Raw genomic sequence first — 18063 nt, forward strand, 5'->3', positions numbered from 1 at the left:
GCCGTCCGGTGCTGGGATCTCCGGGTCGTCGCGAACCCTCTACCCATGATCGAGGGTTCCGGCGGTGGAGAACGACCGTGTCCCCTGGCGCACCGCGCGCACCAGCGGGTCCGTGAACGTCCGCGCGAGCCGCGCGTAGGCGCGGTCGTCGGGGTGGAAGCGGTCCTGCGCGACCTCGCCGCGCCCGAAGCTCAGCGGCACCGGCACGAGCGCCGGGTGCGCCTCCACGAGCGTCGCGACCTCGCCGAGCCGCCCGTACCCGGGGGTCGTCGCCACGAGCGTCCCGTGGGGGAGGGCGTCGAGCAGCTCGCGCGAGCGGTCGAGCAGCTCCGCGCGCAGGCTGCGGCGCAGCAGGTCGTTGCTGCCGATCAGCAGCGTCACGACGTCCGGCTCGACCCCGGCGTCCCGCAGCGCCGGGAGCTGGCGCTCGAGCACGTCGGCGGTCCGCGCCCCGCTGAAGGAGAGGTTCAGCACCCGCGTGTCCAGTCCGCGGTCGCGCAGCGCCACCTGCGCGCGCGGCACCCAGCCGCCCTGGACCGAGGACGCGCCGATGCCCTGCGACATCGAGTCGCCCAGCACGACCCACAGTGGCGCGGGATCCCGCTCGGCGAGCGTCTCGAGGTTCTGCGCGCGCCACCAGGCCGCGTACGGCCGCGTCTGTGCGGCGACCAGCCGCACGCCCGGGAGCGCGGCCTTCAGCGTCCGGCCCAGCAGCGTCGGGGACCGGTGGTTGAGGTTGTCGTACGCGAACTCCATCGCACGATGTTCGGGCGAGATGGCCCCGCGGCTCACCCGGCGGGCGCCCGGGCGCCCCGACACCCGGCCGCCGCGGCCCGTATCGTCAACCGCTGTCGCACCTCGTCCGGGCGACGCCGGTCATGCACGCACCGCTGCTGCTGCACCGCGACGCCGAGCTCGCGGCCCTCTCCGACGCCCTGCACCGCGCTCGACGCGGCAGCGGGGGCCTCGCCGTGGTCCGAGGCGAGCCCGGGGCGGGCAAGAGCGCGCTCGCGGCGGCCCTGGCGACCGCCGCCCGCGCCGCCGGCGTGGCCGTCGGGACCGGGCGCGCCACCGAGCTCGCCGCGCGCCGCCCCTTCGCGCCCGCGACGGCGGCGATCGGCGACGGCGCCCCCGACCTGCCACGGCTCGCGGAGGCCCGGCGCGTGCTCGCGGCCGCCCCGCCCGGCGTCCTCGACGGCAGCGCCGACGGCGGCGACCGCGAGCTGTGGGTCGTGGACCAGCTCGGCGCCGCCGTCGAGGACCGCTGCGCCGGCGGCCCGCTGCTGCTCGTCCTCGACGACCTGCAGTGGGCGGACGCCTCCTCGCTGCGCGTGGTCGGACACCTCGCCGACGCCGCGCCGGGCCTGCCGCTGCTGCTCCTCGTGCTGACGCGACCGCCCGCGCACGACACGCCGGTCGCCCGCCTGCTGGCCGCCGGCCGCGCCCACGCGACCGTCGATCTGGCGCTCGAGCCGCTCCCGCCCCAGGGCGCGGTCGAGCTCACCGCCGCACTCACCGGCGGCGACCCCGGTCCGGCGCTCCGCGCCCACGTGGCCGGCTGCGGCGGCAACCCCCTCTACGTGCGGGAGCTCGTCGACGGGCTGCGCGCCGCCGGGCGGCTCGTCCGCGACGGCGACCGCGTCGAGCTCGCCGATGGCGACGGGCCGCTGCCCGCGACCCTCGCCGACCTCGTGCGCGCCCGGCTCGCCGCGCTCGACGGCGCGACCGTCCGCCTGCTCGAGCTCGCCGCGCTGCTGGGCACCCGGTTCTCCGCCGCGGACCTCGCGCTCCTGGCCGACCGGCCCGCCGCGCGGCTCTGGGAGGAGCTCGAACCCGCGACCCGCGCCGGGCTGCTCACCGCCGAGGGCGAAGGGCTCGCGTTCCGCCACGACCTCGTCCGCGACGTCGTCGCCGACCAGCTCCCCGCCTCAGCGCGCGCCGCGCTGCACCTGGAGCTCGGTCGCGCGCTCGCCGCCGTCGGGGCGCCCGCGGGCCGCGTCGCCGAGCACCTCGCGCTCGGAGCCGAGCCCGGGGACCGCGAGGCGGTCGCCTGGCTGGCGCGCGCCGCCTCCGAAGCGGCCTTCGCCGGCCCGGACGTCGCCGTGGGCCTGCGCCGCACCGCCCTGCAGCTCGCGGCCCCCGGGGACCCCCTGCGGGGCCTGCTCACCGCGCAGCTCGCGTTCGACGTGATCGCCGCCGGTGACCGCCACGAGGGCGAGGCGCTCTGCCGCGCCGCGCTGGAGGAGGGCGTCCATCCCGACGGCGAGGGCGCGCTGCGCCTCGGCCTGATGGAGTCGATGATGCTCCGCGGCCGGCTCCCCGAGGTGCTCGACCAGGCCCGCACCACCCTGGCGTCCCCGGGCGTCGCTCCCCCCGACCGGGCGGTCGCGCTCTCCTGGCTGGCGATCGGCGCGATGTTCCTCGAGCGCGCCGACGTCGCCGACGCCGCGGCCGAGCGGGCGCGACAGGCCGCGGTGGAGAGCGGCGCGATCCCCGCCGAGATCAAGGCGCTGAACGTCCGCGGGCTGCTCGCCCGCCAGCGCGGCGACCTCGTCGCGCACGAGCGGTTCACCGCGGCCGCGGTCGCCGCCGGTGCCCGCGAGCCGACGCGACCCGTGCTCGCGAGCCATCCGCACCTGCACCACGCCGTCGCGCTCGCCGACCTCGACCGCTTCGACGAGGCCCGCGCCCGGCTCGGGGAGGCGCACCGCGCCTACGAGCGGCTCGGCATGCGCGCCCCGGCGACCTTCCTGCACGTCTTCGGCGCCGCGGTGCTGCAGGCCGCCGGGGCCTGGGACGACGCGATGACCGAGCACCTCGCCGCGGTGGCGGCGGCGCGCGCGACCGGGGCCGGCTGGCAGCTGGACACGCTCGGTGCGCTCGCGGTCCTGCACGCCCGCCGCGACGAGCTGCCCGCGGCCCGCGAGCGCCTGGCCGAGATCGCGCGCCTGGAGGCGGCGGGCGCGGTCGCCCACGACGTCGCGGGTGCGACGCTCGCGCACGCGCTCGTGCTGGAGGCCTCCGGGAACGCGGACGCCGCGCTCGCGCTCCTCGACGCGCTGTGGGACGAGCTCGCCGCGGCGGAGCGCCCCGCGCTGCGCCGACCGTTCGCGGTCGACCTCGTCCGCATGCTCGTCGCCCGGGGATCCACCAGCCGCGCGCTCGCGGTCGCCGAGGACGTCGCGGCGCTGGCGGCCGGGACCCCGCAGAGCACGTCGCTGGCCGCGCTGGCGGACCACTGCGCCGCCCTGGCCCGCGGCGACGTCGACGGCCTGGTGGCCGCGGCGGCGCGCGCGAGCGCGGCCCCGCGGCCGTTCGAGGCGCTCGCCGCGTGCGCGGACGCCGTCGTCGCGCTGGCCGCGGCGGGACGCGCGGACGACGCCTCGCGGCTGGCCGACACGGGACTCGCCCACGCCGAGAGCCTCGGCGCCGCCCGCGAGGCGACCCGCATCGGCGGGGCGCTGCGCGCCGCCGGCCTGCGGCGCGGCGCGCGCGGGCCGCGGACACGGCCCGCCACCGGCTGGGAGTCGCTGACCACCGCCGAGCGGCGGGTCGCCGAGCTCGTCGCGGAGGGCCTGTCCAACCCGCAGATCGCCGACCGGCTCGTCGTCTCGCGCCGCACCGTGTCGACCCACGTCTCGAACATCCTGCGCAAGCTCGAGGTCGGCTCGCGCGTGCAGCTCGCCACGATCGCGGCCCGCCGCGACCGCCCCGCCTCCTGACCGCACCGAAAAGCGGACAGGGCGACGCCGGCCGCGTCCCCGACGGCCTGCGACGCCCCCTGGTCCGCGCCGACCCCCTGCCGGCACGGAAGCGTGTGCGCCGGGAGCCCGGACCACACGGGTGCTGACCCGCGATGGCGCCCGGGTCCCGCTGGACCACGCACTCCGGTGCGTCCGGGCACGCTCACCGGACGCGAAACTGGTCCACGGGACGCACCGAGGGGGGCCGGGCGCGTGCCGTGGAGCCGGGAGTATCGGGGCGGTCGCGCGGCGAGACATCGTACGGCTGACGTATCCGGCGGCCCCCCGGCCGCCCCGTGGCGTCAGCCGGTCGCGTCGAGGGTCTGCGGCACGGTCGTGAGCTCCCCCGAGGCGGAGGTCGCGGTGACGTTCAGGCCGACGCTCAGGCCCCGGCGGCCGGCAAGCGCGCGGCGGAGCCTCGCCGCCTGCGTGGCGCCCAGCGCGACCCGGCCGATCCGCGACTGCGCCGCGGTGAGCTCGAGCGTCAGCGGCGTGAGCGGCACGGACACGACCTTGCGGGCCTTCGCGCCCTGCTTCGTCGGTCGCGGCGCGGTCCGCTCGCGCACGGTGCCGGTGATCGCCACGGTGCAGACGGTGTCGCAGCGCAGCCGCAGCGGCAGGCTGCGGGTCCGCAGGATGCCGCTGGTCCGCAGTGCCGTGACCTGGAGGTCGGGGCCGGGGGGCGGGGGCAGCGTCGGCGCCTTCGGGGTCGGCGGGGTGCCGAGCGCCGGCAGCTGGCCGCACCCGGGCGGGGTGGCCGGGGCCGCGAGCGCGAACTGCTGGACGCGGTTGTTGCCGTTGTCGGTGACCGTCAGCAGGCCGTTGCAGTCGACGCTGACCCCGGTCGGGAAGATGAACTGCCCGGTGCCGGTCCCGCGCTCGCCGAGGGTCAGCAGCCGCTCGCCGTCCGGGCCGAACTGCTGGACGCGGTTGTTGCCGCGGTCGGCGACCCAGAGGTTGCCGGCCCCGTCGAGCGTCATCTGCGCGGGCGCGTTGAGCTTGCCGAGCTTGTTGCCCGTGCCGCCGAACTGCGCGGTCTCGGTCCCGGCCGCGTCGTAGACGGTGATCGCGTTGGCGCCGTTGGCGGCGTAGATGCGGTCCCCGGCGGGCGTCACGGCGACGCCGCGGACGGTGCCGGTCCCGGTGATCGCCCCGAGATAGGTGCCGCCGGTCGAGAACCGGGCCAGGCGGCGGTTGCCGGTGTCGGCGACGGTGATCGTGCCCTGCGCGTCGATCGCGAGCGCCGACGGGTCGAGCAGGCGGCCGGGATCGCTGCCCTGCGAGGCGATCGACCGCGACGGCTGCCCGGTCCCGCGCGGGAACACGAGGATCCGCGCCCGGCGCTGGTCGAGCACGTAGGCGTCGCCGGCGGCGTCGAACGCGACGGCGACCGGTCGCGGGAGCACGGTCGGTCCCGGGTTCGGGGAGCCCCAGCTCGTCACGACCCGACCGGTCGGGTCGAGGAACTCGACGCGGCCGTTGATGGCGTCCGTGACCGCGCGGAACCCGGCGGCGTCGGCCGCGACGCCCGACGGCTGGTTGAACTGGCCCGGCGCGCGGCCGCTGCGCCCGAAGCTCCGCAGCAGCCGCCCGCCGCGGTCGAACACGTCGATCCGGTCGTTGCCGGTGTTCGCGACGTAGACGTTCCCGGTGCCGTCGACCGCCAGGGCGCGGACGTAGGCGAGTCGCCCGGGCAGCGTGCCGAACGTGCCCCAGCGCGCGACGTAGCGGTAGTCCGGCGCGGTCCCGAACCGCACGATCCGGTGGTTGAGGTTGTCGGCGACGAACAGGCGTCCGGCGGTGTCGAGCGCGACGCCGTAGGGGAAGCTCAGCTGGCCGGGGCCGGCGCCCGAGCCGGCGCCGATCGTGGCGAGGAAGCGCCCGCCGGTGTCGTAGGCCTGGACCCGGTGGTTCTGGTCGTCGGCCACGAGCAGCCGGGTCTTGCGGACCGCGAGGCCCTTCGGGTAGGCGAGCTGGCCGGGCGGCACGATCTCGACGCCGTTGCCACCGTCGTAGGTGAAGCGCTGGACGCGATCGTTGCCGCTGTCGGCGACGAACAGGTGCGTGGCGCTGGCCGCGAGCCCGCCGCCGGCGCCCGCGTCGTTGCCGCCGCCGCCGCCGAAGCGGAACTGGCCGACCGCGGTGCCGGAGCGGCCGAAGGAGGACAGCAGGCGACCGTCGGGCGCGAAGCGATCGATCCGGTTGCTGCCGTCGCCCACGAACAGCGTGCCGTCGGGGGCGGTGGCGAGCGCCCCGACCGCGGTCAGCTCGCCGGGCCGGGTGCCGGGGACGCCGATCTCGCGCTTGAACGTCCCGTCGGGGGCGAAGGCGTGGACGACGCGCGAGTGCTGGTCGCCGACGTAGACGGTGCCGTCGGGGGCGACGGCGATCGACTGCGGGAAGCGCAGCACGCCGCCGGAGCGCTGGCCGATCTCGGCGGCCGCGGTGTACGGGCACGGCGAGGCGCCCGGGCAGTCCGCGGCCCGGGCGCCCGGTGCCGCGACGGCGGGCGCCAGCAGGGCGGGGGCGGCGAGCAGCGCGAGCAGGCGCCGGCGTGACGGACGGGCGGACGGGCGGGGAGGCACGTCCTTCGCAACCCCACGGGGCCCGTCCGGTTGCGGCCCGCAACGTTCCGTGCAGCACCCGGAATCAGGAAGAGCGACTGATGGTCGCGTTTTTCCAGGGACCGGTGCGGGTAGGCCACGTGCTGCCCGAGACCTCCGGTCCAGCGCCACTGGGCGGGCCGCCATGACGGCGACCCGTCGGCGGGCGGGAGGTCGGGTGGGCCCACCCCGGGCAGGCTCCCGGATCGGGTCTCGGCGGCGCGGTGACGCCGCCGAGACGGCCGATCCGTCAGGATCGGTGCATGTCCACTCCTGACGGCACCACCCGCAGCGTCCGCATCGGCGAGGACGAGCGGGGCGGATGGTCCTCGGACCGCCCGCGCCGGGACGGCAAGGCCCCCGAGGAGCGCGGACCCCAGGTCGCGGTCCGCTGCCGTGTGCTGCCCCCGTCGGACCGCCAGCGCTACACGCCCGGCAGCCTCGTCGTGGTCGTCACCGCCGGGGACCCGGCCGCGCTCGAGCGCTTCGCCGACGTCCGCATCGAGGAGAAGAACGCCGTCCTGTCGATGGCCCGCGTGCGCGAGCTCATCACCGGTCGCGTCGCCGACGACCAGCTCGAGGAGTCCGCCGCAAAGCTCCTCGACGCGGCCGTCGCCAAGCGCCTCGCCGCCGGCAACTCGACGGTCGTCCTGCTCGAGGACCTCACCCCGGAGTCGCGGCGACGGTTCGTCGTGCCCGCCGCGAAGGTCCGCAAGCCCCGGCACCTGATCTTCGTCGACGTCCCGAAGGACCAGGTCGCCGAGGAGGACCGCGACACGGTCAACGCGCTGCGGCGCGCCGTCGACGGCGCCGACCTCGGCGAGGAGGGCTTCATGACCGTCCTGCGGCTCGGCGGCAGCGCGATCCACGAGCTCAACCGCATCGTCTTCCGCCCGCCGCCCAGCGACGACTGACCTGCCGCGATGGTCACGGTCCTCGGCGCCGGGGTCCTCGGCCTCAGCTGCGCCCGGGCCCTGACCGACGCCGGCTACGAGGTCCGGGTGCTGACCGACGGCGCCCCCACCGTGTCGGCGATCGCGGGCGGTCTCTGGCTCCCGTACGCGACCGGGACCGACGAGCGCGTCGCCGGCTGGGCGCTCGAGACGCTCGAGCGGCTCGTCGCCGACGGCCACCCGGTCGTCGACCACCTGCACCTCGAGCGCCGCGAGCCGTGGTGGGTCGACGTACTGCCCGCGGACCACGTCCGGCCCGCGACCCGGTCGGAGCTGCCCGAGGGGCACGCGCGCGGCTGGGTCGCGCGGGTCCCCCTCGTGGAGATGCCCCGCCACCTCGCCGCGCTCGCCGACGGCCTGCGGATCGAGCGGGCGACCGTGACCGCGCTCGACGACCCGGTCCTCGGGGACGGCCCGGTCGTGCTCTGCACCGGCCTGGCGACCCGCCGGCTCGTCGACGACCCCGCGCTGCACGCGATCCGCGGCCAGGTCGTGCACCTCGACGCCCGCGGCCGCGACGTCCCGTGCGTCTGCGACGAGGACGCGCTCACCTACGTGCTGCCGCGCGCCGACGTCTGCGTCGTCGGCGGCACGCACGAGCCCGGCGACGAGGACGACCGCGTCAGGCCCGCGCAGACCCGCGACATCGTCGCGCGCGCGGTCGCGCTGGCGCCCGCCCTGGCCGGGGCGCCGGTGCTCGGCGCCCGCGCCGGGCTGCGGCCCGCGCGACACGGCGGACCGCGCGTGGAGCGCGACGGACGGGTGGTGCACTGCTACGGCCACGGGGGCGGCGGACTGACGCTCTCGTGGGGGTGTGCGCGCACCGTCACCGATCTTCTGGTCTGACGACATCCGTCCGTCGTATGGCGCAGGGAAGTTCTGAATCGGGGCGAACCGGGAAGGTGCGTCCCACGTCCATCACGCATCAGGAGCACCATCAATGACCTCGGTTCCTCAGGCAGGGAGCGCCCGAACGCTGCTCGCACTCCTCGTGGGTGCGCTCTTCAGCGCCCTTCTGCTGACCCCGGCGCCCGCCGACGCCTTCACCTCGAGCCCGGTGTGGAAGTGCCGGGCCAGCGCCGTCTACGCCTCGGTCGCGGGCAACAACCGCGTCGAGCCGCTCGTCGCCAACGGCAACCCGTCCACGGCGAACAACAAGAGCCCCGACCGCGCCCAGTGCTCCAACGAGGAGGCCGGTGCCGACAACCTCGCCACCCCGCTCGGCATCCCGTCCACGGTCCTCGGCGCCCAGTCCGCGTCGGCGAAGACGACGATCGACCCGGAGCTCGGCCGCGCGATCGACCAGAAGGTCGACGCGACCGCGAAGGTCGAGAACCTCGGCCTGCCGCTCGGCACCGGCACGAACCTCCTCGGCGTCACCGCCGCGACGTCCACGACGACCGGGTCGTGCGCCAACGGCCAGCCGCAGCTGCAGGGCACGAGCCAGGTGCTCGGCCTCACCCTCGGCGGCCAGGCGATCTCGCTCGACGCGCTCCCCGCCGCGCTGCAGACGATCCTCGCGCCGCTCAGCGCGGTCGCCGACGTGAAGTTCAACGAGCAGGTCCGCGAGGGCTCGAGCCTCATCACCCGCGCGGCCCACATCAAGATCTTCCCGGCCGCCGGTGGCAGCCCGCTCGTCGACCTCGTGGTCGCCGAGACGAAGGTCGACGCCGAGCAGTTCACCTGCGACCCCGACAAGCAGATCCCCGGCTTCGACGGGAAGATCTGCCCGGACGGCTCGACCTTCGACGTGCTGCGCGGCGTCTGCGTCATCCCGGCGACGGGCCAGAGCCAGCTGATCATCGTCGGCCTGCCGTTCGCGGGCCCGAGCGGCGGCACCGTGCTGCCGCTCCCGGTCGCGATCCAGCGCTACGGCCGCCTCTTCTGCCTCACCGTCAAGGGCGGGGGCTACCGCGCCTACGCGGTGGTCGGCACCAACGGCCGCGACCGCATCACCGGCACCAACGGTCGTGACCGCATCCTCGGCCTCGGCGGCAACGACTCGCTCGACGGCGGCCGCGGCGCGGACTGCATCGACGGCGGCACCGGCGCGGACCGCGTGACCGGCGGCGTCGGCAGCGACCGGATCTACGGCCGCGACGGCAGCGACACGCTGACCGGCAACCTCGACAACGACCGCATCATCGGCGGCACGGGCAACGACAAGATCAACGGCGGCCCCGGCATCGACTACCTCGACGGCGGGACGGGCGCGGACACGATCGCGGCCGGCTACAACGCCGACCGCGTCATCGGTGGCCCGGGCAACGACGCGATCAACATCGCCCAGCAGGGTCCCGCGGCGCGCGCCAACTGCGGCACCGGCGTCGACAAGATCCGGCTCAACGGCAAGGAGCGCCGGCGGATCTTCAACTGCGAGATCCGCTACGAGCTGAAGGACAAGTAGTCCGACGCGAGGTACGCGCGCCAGCCGCCGAAGTCCGTGATGTCGCGGGCCCCGGCGGCGGCGTGCGCCTCGCAGAGGAACCCGGCGACGGCGCGGCCGTCGTCCAGGACGACGGTCCCCAGTCCCAGCGGGGCGGGGATCGTCGTCAGCAGGGCGCCGACCCCCTCCAGCGAGATCCGCACGACCTCCAGCTCGATCCCGGGGCCGGTCGTGCCCGGCTCGCGGACGAGTCCCGGCCGCAGCGGCGGCCCGCCCGGCAGGGCGTAGAGCCGGTAGTCGGGGGCGGTCCGCGCCTCGCGCACGAACGTCGCGCCGAGCTCCTGCAGCTGCGGCTCGAGCGGCTGACCGCGCAGGTGCGCGCCCACGACCGCGAGCTCGACCGTCCCCGCCTGCGGCTCCGGTCCCGCGTCCGGGTGCTCCTCCCCGCACCAGGCCGCGCCGACCGCGGTCAGCACGTCCTCCGCGAAGGCGTCGGCGACGAGCGTCACGCCGAACGGCAGGCCGTCCCGGCCGAGGCCGGCGGGCACGCTCAGGGCGCAGCGGTCGAGCAGGTTGACGCCGTTGGTCCAGCGGCCGAGCCGCCGGTTGACGGTGACCGGCTCGAGCGCGACCTCGGCAGGCGTCGGCACGGTCGGGGCGGTCGGCAGCAGCAGCACGTCGACGTCGGCGGTCGCCGCGTCGGCGGCGATCCGCAGCTCCGCGAGCCGGTGCACGGCGGCGAACACGTCGGTGCCGCTGCGCTGCGCGCCCGCGCGCACGACCGCGGCGACGACCGGGTCGAGGCCCGCGACGCCGCGCTCGACGGGCTCCCGCAGGGCCAGCCAGCGCTCGGCCAGCCACGGACCCTCGTACAGCAGGGCGGCGGCCTCGAGGAACGGGGTGAGGTCGACCTCGACGAGCGGTGCCGCGCTGAGCCGGCCGGCGTGGGCGACCGCGTCGTGCCAGGCGTCGTGCAGGCGCGGGTCGAGCTCCTCGAGGACCTGTCGGGCGACGGGGACGCCGAGCCGCGGGCCGGCGGCCCCCGCGCCCGGGCGCCGCCCCCGTGCGCCCGCGCCGCGCCGCGACCACGGGTCGGCGGGGTCGTGCCCGGCGACGACGTCGAGGACGGCTCGCGCGTCGCCGACCGTCCGCGCGAACACCGACACGCAGTCCAGCGACCGCGAGGCGGGGACCACGCCGCGGGTGGGGACGAGCCCCCGGGTGGGCTTCAGCCCGACGATGCCGTTGAACGCGGCGGGCACCCGGCCGCTGCCCGCGGTGTCGGTGCCCAGCGCGAACGGCACGGTGCCGTCGGCGACCGCCACGGCCGAGCCCGAGCTGGACCCGCCGGAGACGAAGCGGTCGTCCAGCGCGCTGCGCGGCGCGCCGTACGGGCTGCGGGTGCCGACGAGGCCGGTGGCGAACTGGTCGAGGTTCGTCTTGCCGACGAGGACCGCGCCGGCGTCGAGCAGGCGCTGCACCGCCGGGGCGGTCGCGGTCGCGGTGTAGGCGAACCCCGGGCAGCCCGCGGTGGTGACGAGGCCCGCCACGTCGAGGTTGTCCTTCACGGCGAACGGAACGCCCGCCAGCGGCAGCGTCGGGTCGACCGCGGCCGCGCGCGCGAGCGCCTCGGCGCGCGGCACGACGGAGATCCACGCCGGGCCGGGCCCGCCGTCGGCCTCGAGGCGGTCGAGCGCCGCGGCGACGGCGGCCTGCGGGTCGGTCGGGCGCACCCGGATCACGCCGCGGCCGGCGGGAGGGCGGCCAGCAGCATCTCGCTGTCGGCGACCGCGCCGAAGACCCCGCCCTGCATCGTCACCATCTTCAGGGCGGCCGTGTGGTTGCCCGGGTCGGTGGCCCCGGTGCAGTCGGAGAGGATCAGGCACTCGTAGCCGAGGTCGTTGCCCTCGCGCATCGTCGTGCTGACGCAGACGTCGGTGGTGATGCCGGTGAAGACGAGGCTGTGGACGCCCTTGGAGCGCAGCACGAGGTCCAGCGAGGTCTGGCAGAACGCGCCCTTGCCGGGCTTGTCGATCACGACCTCGCCGTCGATCGGGGCGAGCTCGTCGATGATCTCCCAGCCCGGTTCGCCGCGGACGAGGATCCGCCCGCACGGCCCGGCCTGCCCGATGCCGGCCCCGATGCGCTGGGAGCGCCAGAGCTTGTTCGGCGGGCAGTCCGACAGGTCCGGGGCGTGCCCCTCGCGGGTGTGGACGACCGGGGCGCCGTGCGCGCGCCAGGCGGCGAGCACCCGCTGGGTCGCGGCGATCCCGGCCCGGGTGAGGCCGATGTCGTAGCCCATCGTGTCGACGTAGCCGCCCGGCCCGCAGAAGTCCTGCTGCCAGTCGATGAGGATCAGCGCGGTGTGGGCCATGTCGATGCAGCCCGTGTAGGGCCACGGGTACGGGTCGGCGGCGGCGACGAGTCCGGGGGTGGAGGTGACGGGCGTGGCGCTCATGCGGTGCTCCTCGGGGTCGAGGTCGGTGTGGGGGCGGGCTGGGCCGCGCGGGCGACCGCGGCGGCGAAGGTGGCGGGGGCGTCGAGCTGGGCGAGGTGCCCGCAGTCGGGCAGGACCTCGACGGGGGCGTCGAGCAGGTGCCCGAGACGGCGGGCGATGTCGTGGCGCAGCGGCGGGCTGCGGTCGCCGACGGTGCAGACGACCGGTGCGGCGAGCAGCGTGCGGCCGAGCGGCGGCTCCCAGGCGAGGAAGGCCGGGGCGTCACGCTCCACGAGCGCCGCGCGGGCGCTGACCGCGGCGCGCCGCTCCTCGTCGAGCGCCTCCCAGGTCGTCGCGCCGGCGAGGGCCCGGACGAGGCCGAGGCCGCCGCCGTCCTGCAGCGCGCCGCGGACGAGACGCCGCAGGTCGGGGGAGAGGGTGCCGACGGCCGGCTCGTGGACGACCGCGCGGGCGACCCGCCCCGGCGCCAGGAGCGCGGCGGCCAGCGCGACGGTGGCGCCGCCGCTGGTCCCGGCCACGACCGCCCGGTCGACGCCGTGCGCGTCGAGCAGCTCGACGAGGTCGTCGACGTGCTCCCCGACGGTGGCGGCGGGCACGGCGGCGGCGCGCGCGCCGTAGCCGCGTCGCTCGAGCACGAGCACGCGCTCGACGCCCGCCGCCGGACCCAGGAAGGCGGCGACGGGCGCGAGCGTGTCCGGCCCGAAGCCGACGCCGTGGACGAGGACCACGGCGACGGTCGGGAGGCTGCGGGCGTCGCTCACGCGGGCGCCGGGGCCTCCGCCGCCCCACCGGGCGGGGTGAACCGCGCGGGCGCGGACGGTCGGGTGGGCTCGGCGCCGCCCTCGAACACCGCGTCGGCGGTGTCGAGCGGGTCGGCGGGGTCGTGCTCGCGCACCGGCGCCCGCAGGGCGTGGGCGGCGAGGCAGACGATCGCGCCGAGCCCGTAGCCGAGGGCGACGCGCGGCTCGGAGGTGAACCAGACGACCTCCTCGCCGTGGATCAGCCCGACGAGCGTGAGGACCCCGCCGACCGCGAACGCGATGGCGGCCAGGAGGAACGTGCGGTCGATGAGGAAGACCGCGATCGCCCCGAGCACCATGCCGGAGAGCACCGCGCCCTGGCCGAGCGTCTGCAGGCCGTCGTAGATGACCCCGGCGTTGCCGAGCGCCTCGGCCCCGACCTCGCTCGCGCTGGTGCCGGCGGCGCCGAGCGCGTTGTCCACGAGCCCGTAGCCCCAGGCCGCGATGTTCGGGATCATCGCGAGCACGATCGCGGGGTAGTGCGCCTTCGGCACCGCGGTGAACGCCTGCGCGCCGATGACCAGGCCGATGAACAGGAGCACCGGGACGATCGCCGGGATCGGCAGCAGCGCCGACAGCAGCGGGAACATGCCGAGCGTGCAGAGCAGGAAGATCAGCGCGCCGGTGGCCAGCGAGTAGGAGATCCGGCCGCCGGCCTCCTTCCAGCCGGGCTGGCCGATGTACACGGCGGGCGGGAACGGGCAGCCCATCGCGGAGCCGACGACCGCGCCGGTGCCGTCGGCCAGCAGCACGTGCCGGAGGTTGTAGTCGTCCCCGGCGGAGGCGGCGCTCTCGACGTTGCTCATCGCCTCGGAGAAGTTGTAGATCCCCAACGGGATGGCGGTGGCCAGCAGCGGGCTGATGCCCTCGAGGCCGTCGAGGAGCTTGTCGAGCTCGAAGCCCGGGAGGCCGATCGCGATGTCCTTGGCGGCCTGCTCCACGTCGGGGGCGGACATGTAGCCGCCGATCCAGGCGATCGAGGTGCCGAACAGCAGGGCGACGAGCCCGACCGGGACGTTGCCCGGGAGCTTCACCCCGGCGATGAAGCCGATGATGATGATCGCCAGGACGGGCAGCGCGATCCACGCGGCCTCCCACATCTGCGCGGCGGGCCGCATCGAGATGAAGGTCAGCGAGATGCCGGCGAGCATGCCGAGCATGGCGGCCCGGGGGGTGAAGCGGCGGATCGCGGGCCCGACGAACGCGCCGATGAGGATGATCACGCCGATGATGAACGCCCAGGCGATGCCCGCGGACCACGCCTGGATCGGATCCTTCGTCTGGATCGCGATCGGCAGCATGATCACGAGCGTCACGATGAACATGTGCGGGACGCTCGGGCCGTAGGGCATCGCGGTGACGTCGGTGCGGCCCTCCTTCTGGGCCAGGCGTCGGGCGAGCGTGAAGTAGAAGACGTTGCCGAGTAGCAGCTGGATGCCGAGCGCGGGGAGGATGACGCCGGTGACGTCGCCGGCGGGGATGCCGACGACCGCGATGGCGAGCCCGGTGAGCACCAGGACGTTCACCAGCATGTTGATGAAGAAGCCGAAGAAGGCGTTGAGGTCGCCGCGGGTCCACAGCGGGACGGCGACGGGGGCGGCGGGGGCGGACACGGGCCTCACGCTCCGGCCGCGGCGGTCGCGGGGACGAGGCCGTCGAGGAACGCGCCGGACGGCGCGACCCAGCCGAAGATGCCGCCCTGTGCGGCGATCATCTTCAGGCCGACCTCGTGGAACTCGGGGAAGTAGCTGCCGCAGCAGTCCTCCAGCACGAGGCACTCGAAGCCGCGGTCGTTGGCCTCGCGCACGGTGGTGTGGACGCAGACCTCGGTGGTGACGCCGGTGACGACGAGGCTGCGGATGCCCGCGTTGCGCAGGATCGCCTCGAGGTCGGTGGCGTAGAAGGCGCCCTTGCCGGGCTTGTCGAGCACGATCTCGTCGCCGACGGGGGCGAGCTCGTCGACGATGTCGTGGCCCTCCTCGCCGCGGACGAGGATGCGCCCGCGCGGGCCGGGGTCGCCGATGCGGGTGTCGCCGCCGCCGCGGACGAGCTTCGCCGGCGGGCAGTCGCTGAGGTCGGGCCGGTGTCCCTCGCGGGTGTGGATGACGAGCATCCCCGCCGCCCGGCACGCCGCGAGCGTGGCGCTCAGCGGGGCGACGACGCGCTGCAGCTGCGAGACGTCGTTGCCGAGCATCTCGCCGAAGCCCCCGGGCTCGAGGAAGTCGCGCTGCATGTCGATGACGACCAGCGCCGTGGTGGCGGGGTCGTGCGTGAAGGCGTAGGGCGTCGCCGGTACTGCTCTGGGCCCGGACGGGTACGGCATGGAACCTCCGCAGGAGAAGCCGAGTAGAAGGGTTGTACGCAACGTGGTCGACTATCTGCGCCGACGGACGACAGCTTGCGGGCCGGGGAGCCTGCGCGCATTGGACCGGCGGGAGAAAGCGAAGGGGGTTGCGGATGGACCATCTGGCCGTCGGGGCTCGGTCAGCTCGGCACGTCCGGGTAGGCGGGGGCGATCCGCTGCGCCAGCGACCAGGCGGGGCCGTGGGCCCGGACGCGGTCGCGCAGGTGCGCGAACGCCCCCAGGAAGCGCAGGCTCGGCGCGATCTGGAAGTCGGCCGCGTTGGGCGTCTCGCCGCCGAGCACGCCGTCCTGCACGAGCGCGTCGACGCGGTGCAGGAGCGCGTCGAGCCCGGCCTCGTCGGCGGCCCGCTGCGCCCGGTCGGCGCCCGCCATGCGCGCGAACAGCAGGACCGTCGGGGTCAGCACCGCGCCGCTCACGCGCGGCGCCGGGAACGGCGTCGCCTCGCGCGCGAACCACTGCCGCAGCGCCAGAGAGTCCGCCATGCAGCGGCGGATCATCCGCCGCGGCACGGGCTGCAGGACCTGCTCGCCCCACAGCTCGGCCTCCTCGACCGCCGCGCGCGCGGCCGGGGCGTCCGGGTAGAGCGGCGCGCCGCCCGGCACCTCGCGGTCCAGGTGCGTCGAGATCGCCAGCGAGCCCTGCACGCGCCGGCCGTCGGCGAACCGCACGGCCGGCACCGTGGTGGGCCGGAAGCCGTGCGCGGCGAGCATCGCCGGGTGCAGGCCGGCGACCAGCTCGCGCTCGCGGACCGCGACGCCCTTGTGGGCGAGCATCAGCCGGGCGCTGATCACCGGATGGGACATCGGGATGCCGTAGAGCGTCGCGTGCACGGGGAGCGGGCGACGGCGGGGGATGCGGCGGGCGTGGGCCCGGGGTCCCGCCGAGCCCCGCAAGCGTACGCGCTGGGACCGGGGCGCGCAGCGGCTGGCGCGCTAGCCTCGGCCGGGTGCCGCTCGTCGCGCAGCACCGCTTCGTCGCGATCCTCCGCGCCCGCGGCTGGCGCGCACCGCTGATCGGCACCTGGACCCCGGACGGGCGCGGCGTCGCGCGCGGCCCGGCGGGCGCGACGTGCGCGTACGGGGCGCCGCCCGACAGCGACGACCGCAACGAGAAGGGCACCTGGAGCAGCGTCTGGGTCGCCGCGCCGGCGCTCCAGCACGCGGACGTCGCGATGGCGGTCGAGGTCGCCGGGCTCGGCGACGACGTCCTCGACGGCCCGCTCGGGCCACAGGGCCGCTACCGCCGGCGGGGCCTCGAGATCCTCCTGCGCCGCGTCGGCCTCGAAGGCCGCGCGCAGGTCGCGGACCGCCACCTGCTCGTCGCGGGGTACCGCGTCCACCTGGGGTCCGGCGCGGTCCGCGCGCCCGACGGTCGCCTGCGCCCACGGGACGCGGATCTCGCCCCGCTGGCGGTGACCGACGATCCCGGACTGGGACGGATCCTGGCGCAGGCGGTCCGGCTCGCCGACGCGGACGTCTGACCGATCCGTCTGCGTCCCGCTGTCGCGGCTTCGTATGCTTCGGCCGCATTGCCCAGGAAACCCGCACAGACCGAGCGCGTGTACCTCGAGCTCCGCGAGCTGCTCATCCGTGGCGAGATGCCGCTGGGGGCCCGGCTCGTCGAGCAGCAGCTCGCCGAGCGGTTCGAGACGAGCCGCACCCCGATCCGCGAGGCGCTCAAGCGCCTGGAGGGCGACGGGCATCTCGCCCGCGACGACGCCGGTGGCCTGCGCCCGCGGCTGCCGAGCGTCCGCTCGATGCGCGAGCTCTACGACGTGCGGATCGTGCTCGAGGACCTCGTCATCCGCGCCGCCACCACCGGCGGCGATCGCGGCATCCTCGAGGCGCTCGAGCAGGACTGGCGCACGCTGGCGGCCGAGTTCCGCGGCAAGGCGGCGGGACCGGAGTTCGTGACCCGCGACGAGGACTTCCACCTGCGGGTCGCGGCGGCCAGCGGCAACCAGGTCGCCGCGGGCATGCTCAAGGACCTCAACGAGCGGATCCGCGTCCTGCGCGTCCACGACTTCACGCGGCAGGACCGCACCGAGGCGACGATCGCCGAGCATCTGGAGATCGTCGGTGCGGCGCTCGCCGGGGACCAGGACGCCGCCGCGAGCTTCATGCGCTCGCACGTGCAGCGCAGCGCCGGCGTGGTGCGCGAGCAGATCGGGGAGATCCTCACGAAGATGGTCGACGGCGGCGCGGCGGACTGAGCCGCGCCGACGGGCCGTCGGGAGACCGGGCGCTCAGCGGCAGACCGCGTAGACGACGCCCTCGGAGGTCGCGCCCCGCGCGGGCGTGCTGAGGACCCACACGGCCTGCTTGCCGACGTAGGAGGACGTGCCGGTCGCCTGGAACCCGGCCTGGCCGGTGGTGACGAAGGAGCGCAGGCGCTTGGAGCCGACGCAGGTGAAGCGCAGCGCGGCGCCGGCGGTGGTGGTGCCCTTCGTGATGACGACGCGGCGGCCGACCAGCTCGTAGCCGGCGGGGATCGGCTTGCCGCGGCGCAGGGCCTTGACGCCGGGGACGTCGGCAGGGGAGGTGTCTCCTGCGGTGAGGGTCTGCACGCCGTTGACGGCGACGGTGGTGGTCGTGCCGGCGGCGATCGCCCCGGCGCCGGAGGCGACGAGGACGGTGGCGGCGGCGGTGGTGAGGAGGGTGCGGGTGCGGGGCATGGGCGGACCTTCGCGCACCACGTGTCGCACGTGGGCACACCTGGGTGGACGGTTCCCACACCCGCCTGCGATCCCGACTGA

Annotated in this window: 15 protein-coding genes; 6 read left to right on the forward strand and 9 right to left on the reverse strand. The window is 76.2% G+C overall.

The genetic code is table 11. The features are described 5' to 3' along the window. Positions 1–39: 39 nt before the first annotated feature. Complete coding sequence (locus C7Y72_RS12240) at positions 40–756, reverse strand: SGNH/GDSL hydrolase family protein (RefSeq protein WP_107568996.1); 717 nt, start codon at positions 754–756, stop codon at positions 40–42. A gap of 122 nt (positions 757–878) precedes the next feature. Between C7Y72_RS12240 and C7Y72_RS12245 the strand changes: the two genes are divergently transcribed. Continuing rightward, positions 879–3722 carry a helix-turn-helix transcriptional regulator gene (locus C7Y72_RS12245; protein ID WP_107568997.1) on the forward strand — a complete coding sequence of 948 codons (2844 nt, stop codon included), beginning with the start codon at positions 879–881 and terminating at the stop codon, positions 3720–3722. 323 nt (positions 3723–4045) lie between these two features. On the opposite strand, the gene C7Y72_RS12250 is transcribed toward C7Y72_RS12245, so the two are convergent. Continuing rightward, positions 4046–6328, reverse strand: coding sequence for an NHL repeat-containing protein (locus C7Y72_RS12250; protein WP_107568998.1), 2283 nt, complete (start codon positions 6326–6328; stop codon positions 4046–4048). A 281-nt stretch (positions 6329–6609) separates the two neighbouring features. On the opposite strand from C7Y72_RS12250, the gene C7Y72_RS12255 reads away from it, so the two are divergent. From C7Y72_RS12255 to C7Y72_RS12265, 3 genes are all read left to right on the forward strand, one after another. Further along, positions 6610–7260, forward strand: a complete 651-nt coding sequence (locus C7Y72_RS12255) for a hypothetical protein (RefSeq protein WP_107568999.1) — start codon at positions 6610–6612, stop codon at positions 7258–7260. Between the two features lie 9 nt (positions 7261–7269). Continuing rightward, a complete protein-coding gene (locus tag C7Y72_RS12260; RefSeq protein ID WP_107569000.1) occupies positions 7270–8145 on the forward strand; it encodes an FAD-dependent oxidoreductase in 876 nt (291 codons plus the stop codon). Between the two features lie 94 nt (positions 8146–8239). After that, a complete protein-coding gene (locus C7Y72_RS12265; RefSeq protein ID WP_107569001.1) occupies positions 8240–9706 on the forward strand; it encodes a calcium-binding protein in 1467 nt (488 codons plus the stop codon). Here C7Y72_RS12265 and atzF read toward each other — a convergent pair. From atzF to C7Y72_RS12290, 6 genes are all read right to left on the reverse strand, one after another. Next, a complete protein-coding gene (gene atzF / locus C7Y72_RS12270; RefSeq protein ID WP_107569002.1) occupies positions 9685–11427 on the reverse strand; it encodes an allophanate hydrolase in 1743 nt (580 codons plus the stop codon). The two genes, C7Y72_RS12265 and atzF, sit on opposite strands and share 22 nt — an antisense overlap. After that, positions 11424–12143: a biuret amidohydrolase gene (gene biuH, locus C7Y72_RS12275; RefSeq protein ID WP_107569003.1), complete on the reverse strand. Its 720-nt coding sequence runs from the start codon at positions 12141–12143 to the stop codon at positions 11424–11426. Before biuH ends, atzF begins: the two co-directional genes overlap by 4 nt. Beyond that, the gene (locus C7Y72_RS23330) at positions 12140–12904 is read right to left on the reverse strand and encodes an alpha/beta fold hydrolase (protein WP_158276829.1); all 765 of its coding nucleotides are present in this window, start codon (positions 12902–12904) and stop codon (positions 12140–12142) included. Before C7Y72_RS23330 ends, biuH begins: the two co-directional genes overlap by 4 nt. Further along, complete coding sequence (locus C7Y72_RS12280) at positions 12901–14556, reverse strand: regulator (protein WP_158276830.1); 1656 nt, start codon at positions 14554–14556, stop codon at positions 12901–12903. Before C7Y72_RS12280 ends, C7Y72_RS23330 begins: the two co-directional genes overlap by 4 nt. A gap of 5 nt (positions 14557–14561) precedes the next feature. Then, positions 14562–15266 (reverse strand): cysteine hydrolase family protein, encoded by a 705-nt coding sequence (locus C7Y72_RS12285; RefSeq protein ID WP_107569004.1) that lies wholly within the window; start codon positions 15264–15266, stop codon positions 14562–14564. A 161-nt stretch (positions 15267–15427) separates the two neighbouring features. Then, positions 15428–16138: a glutathione S-transferase N-terminal domain-containing protein gene (locus C7Y72_RS12290; protein WP_107569005.1), complete on the reverse strand. Its 711-nt coding sequence runs from the start codon at positions 16136–16138 to the stop codon at positions 15428–15430. Between the two features lie 116 nt (positions 16139–16254). Between C7Y72_RS12290 and C7Y72_RS12295 the strand changes: the two genes are divergently transcribed. Together C7Y72_RS12295 and C7Y72_RS12300 are read left to right on the forward strand one after the other, a co-directional pair. Next, positions 16255–16788 carry a hypothetical protein gene (locus tag C7Y72_RS12295; protein WP_107569006.1) on the forward strand — a complete coding sequence of 178 codons (534 nt, stop codon included), beginning with the start codon at positions 16255–16257 and terminating at the stop codon, positions 16786–16788. Positions 16789–16836: 48 nt separating this feature from the next. Beyond that, complete coding sequence (locus tag C7Y72_RS12300; RefSeq protein ID WP_107569007.1) at positions 16837–17520, forward strand: GntR family transcriptional regulator; 684 nt, start codon at positions 16837–16839, stop codon at positions 17518–17520. A 33-nt stretch (positions 17521–17553) separates the two neighbouring features. Here the strand turns inward: C7Y72_RS12300 and C7Y72_RS12305 are convergent, their stop codons facing one another. Beyond that, complete coding sequence (locus C7Y72_RS12305; RefSeq protein ID WP_107569008.1) at positions 17554–17982, reverse strand: hypothetical protein; 429 nt, start codon at positions 17980–17982, stop codon at positions 17554–17556. Positions 17983–18063: the final 81 nt, after the last annotated feature.

This window comes from Paraconexibacter algicola (genome assembly GCF_003044185.1).
GTDB lineage: Bacteria > Actinomycetota > Thermoleophilia > Solirubrobacterales > Solirubrobacteraceae > Paraconexibacter > Paraconexibacter algicola.

Bases quoted from the DNA above. Each gene is read 5' to 3' on its own strand.
- C7Y72_RS12245 (WP_107568997.1), top strand. From the start codon at position 879: ATGCACGCACCGCTGCTGCTGCACCGCGACGCCGAGCTCGCGGCCCTC.
- C7Y72_RS12240 (WP_107568996.1), bottom strand. From the start codon at position 756: ATGGAGTTCGCGTACGACAACCTCAACCACCGGTCCCCGACGCTGCTG.
- C7Y72_RS12265 (WP_107569001.1), top strand. From the start codon at position 8,240: ATGACCTCGGTTCCTCAGGCAGGGAGCGCCCGAACGCTGCTCGCACTC.
- C7Y72_RS12255 (WP_107568999.1), top strand. From the start codon at position 6,610: ATGTCCACTCCTGACGGCACCACCCGCAGCGTCCGCATCGGCGAGGAC.
- C7Y72_RS12305 (WP_107569008.1), bottom strand. From the start codon at position 17,982: ATGCCCCGCACCCGCACCCTCCTCACCACCGCCGCCGCCACCGTCCTC.
- C7Y72_RS12285 (WP_107569004.1), bottom strand. From the start codon at position 15,266: ATGCCGTACCCGTCCGGGCCCAGAGCAGTACCGGCGACGCCCTACGCC.
- C7Y72_RS12260 (WP_107569000.1), top strand. From the start codon at position 7,270: ATGGTCACGGTCCTCGGCGCCGGGGTCCTCGGCCTCAGCTGCGCCCGG.
- biuH (WP_107569003.1), bottom strand. From the start codon at position 12,143: ATGAGCGCCACGCCCGTCACCTCCACCCCCGGACTCGTCGCCGCCGCC.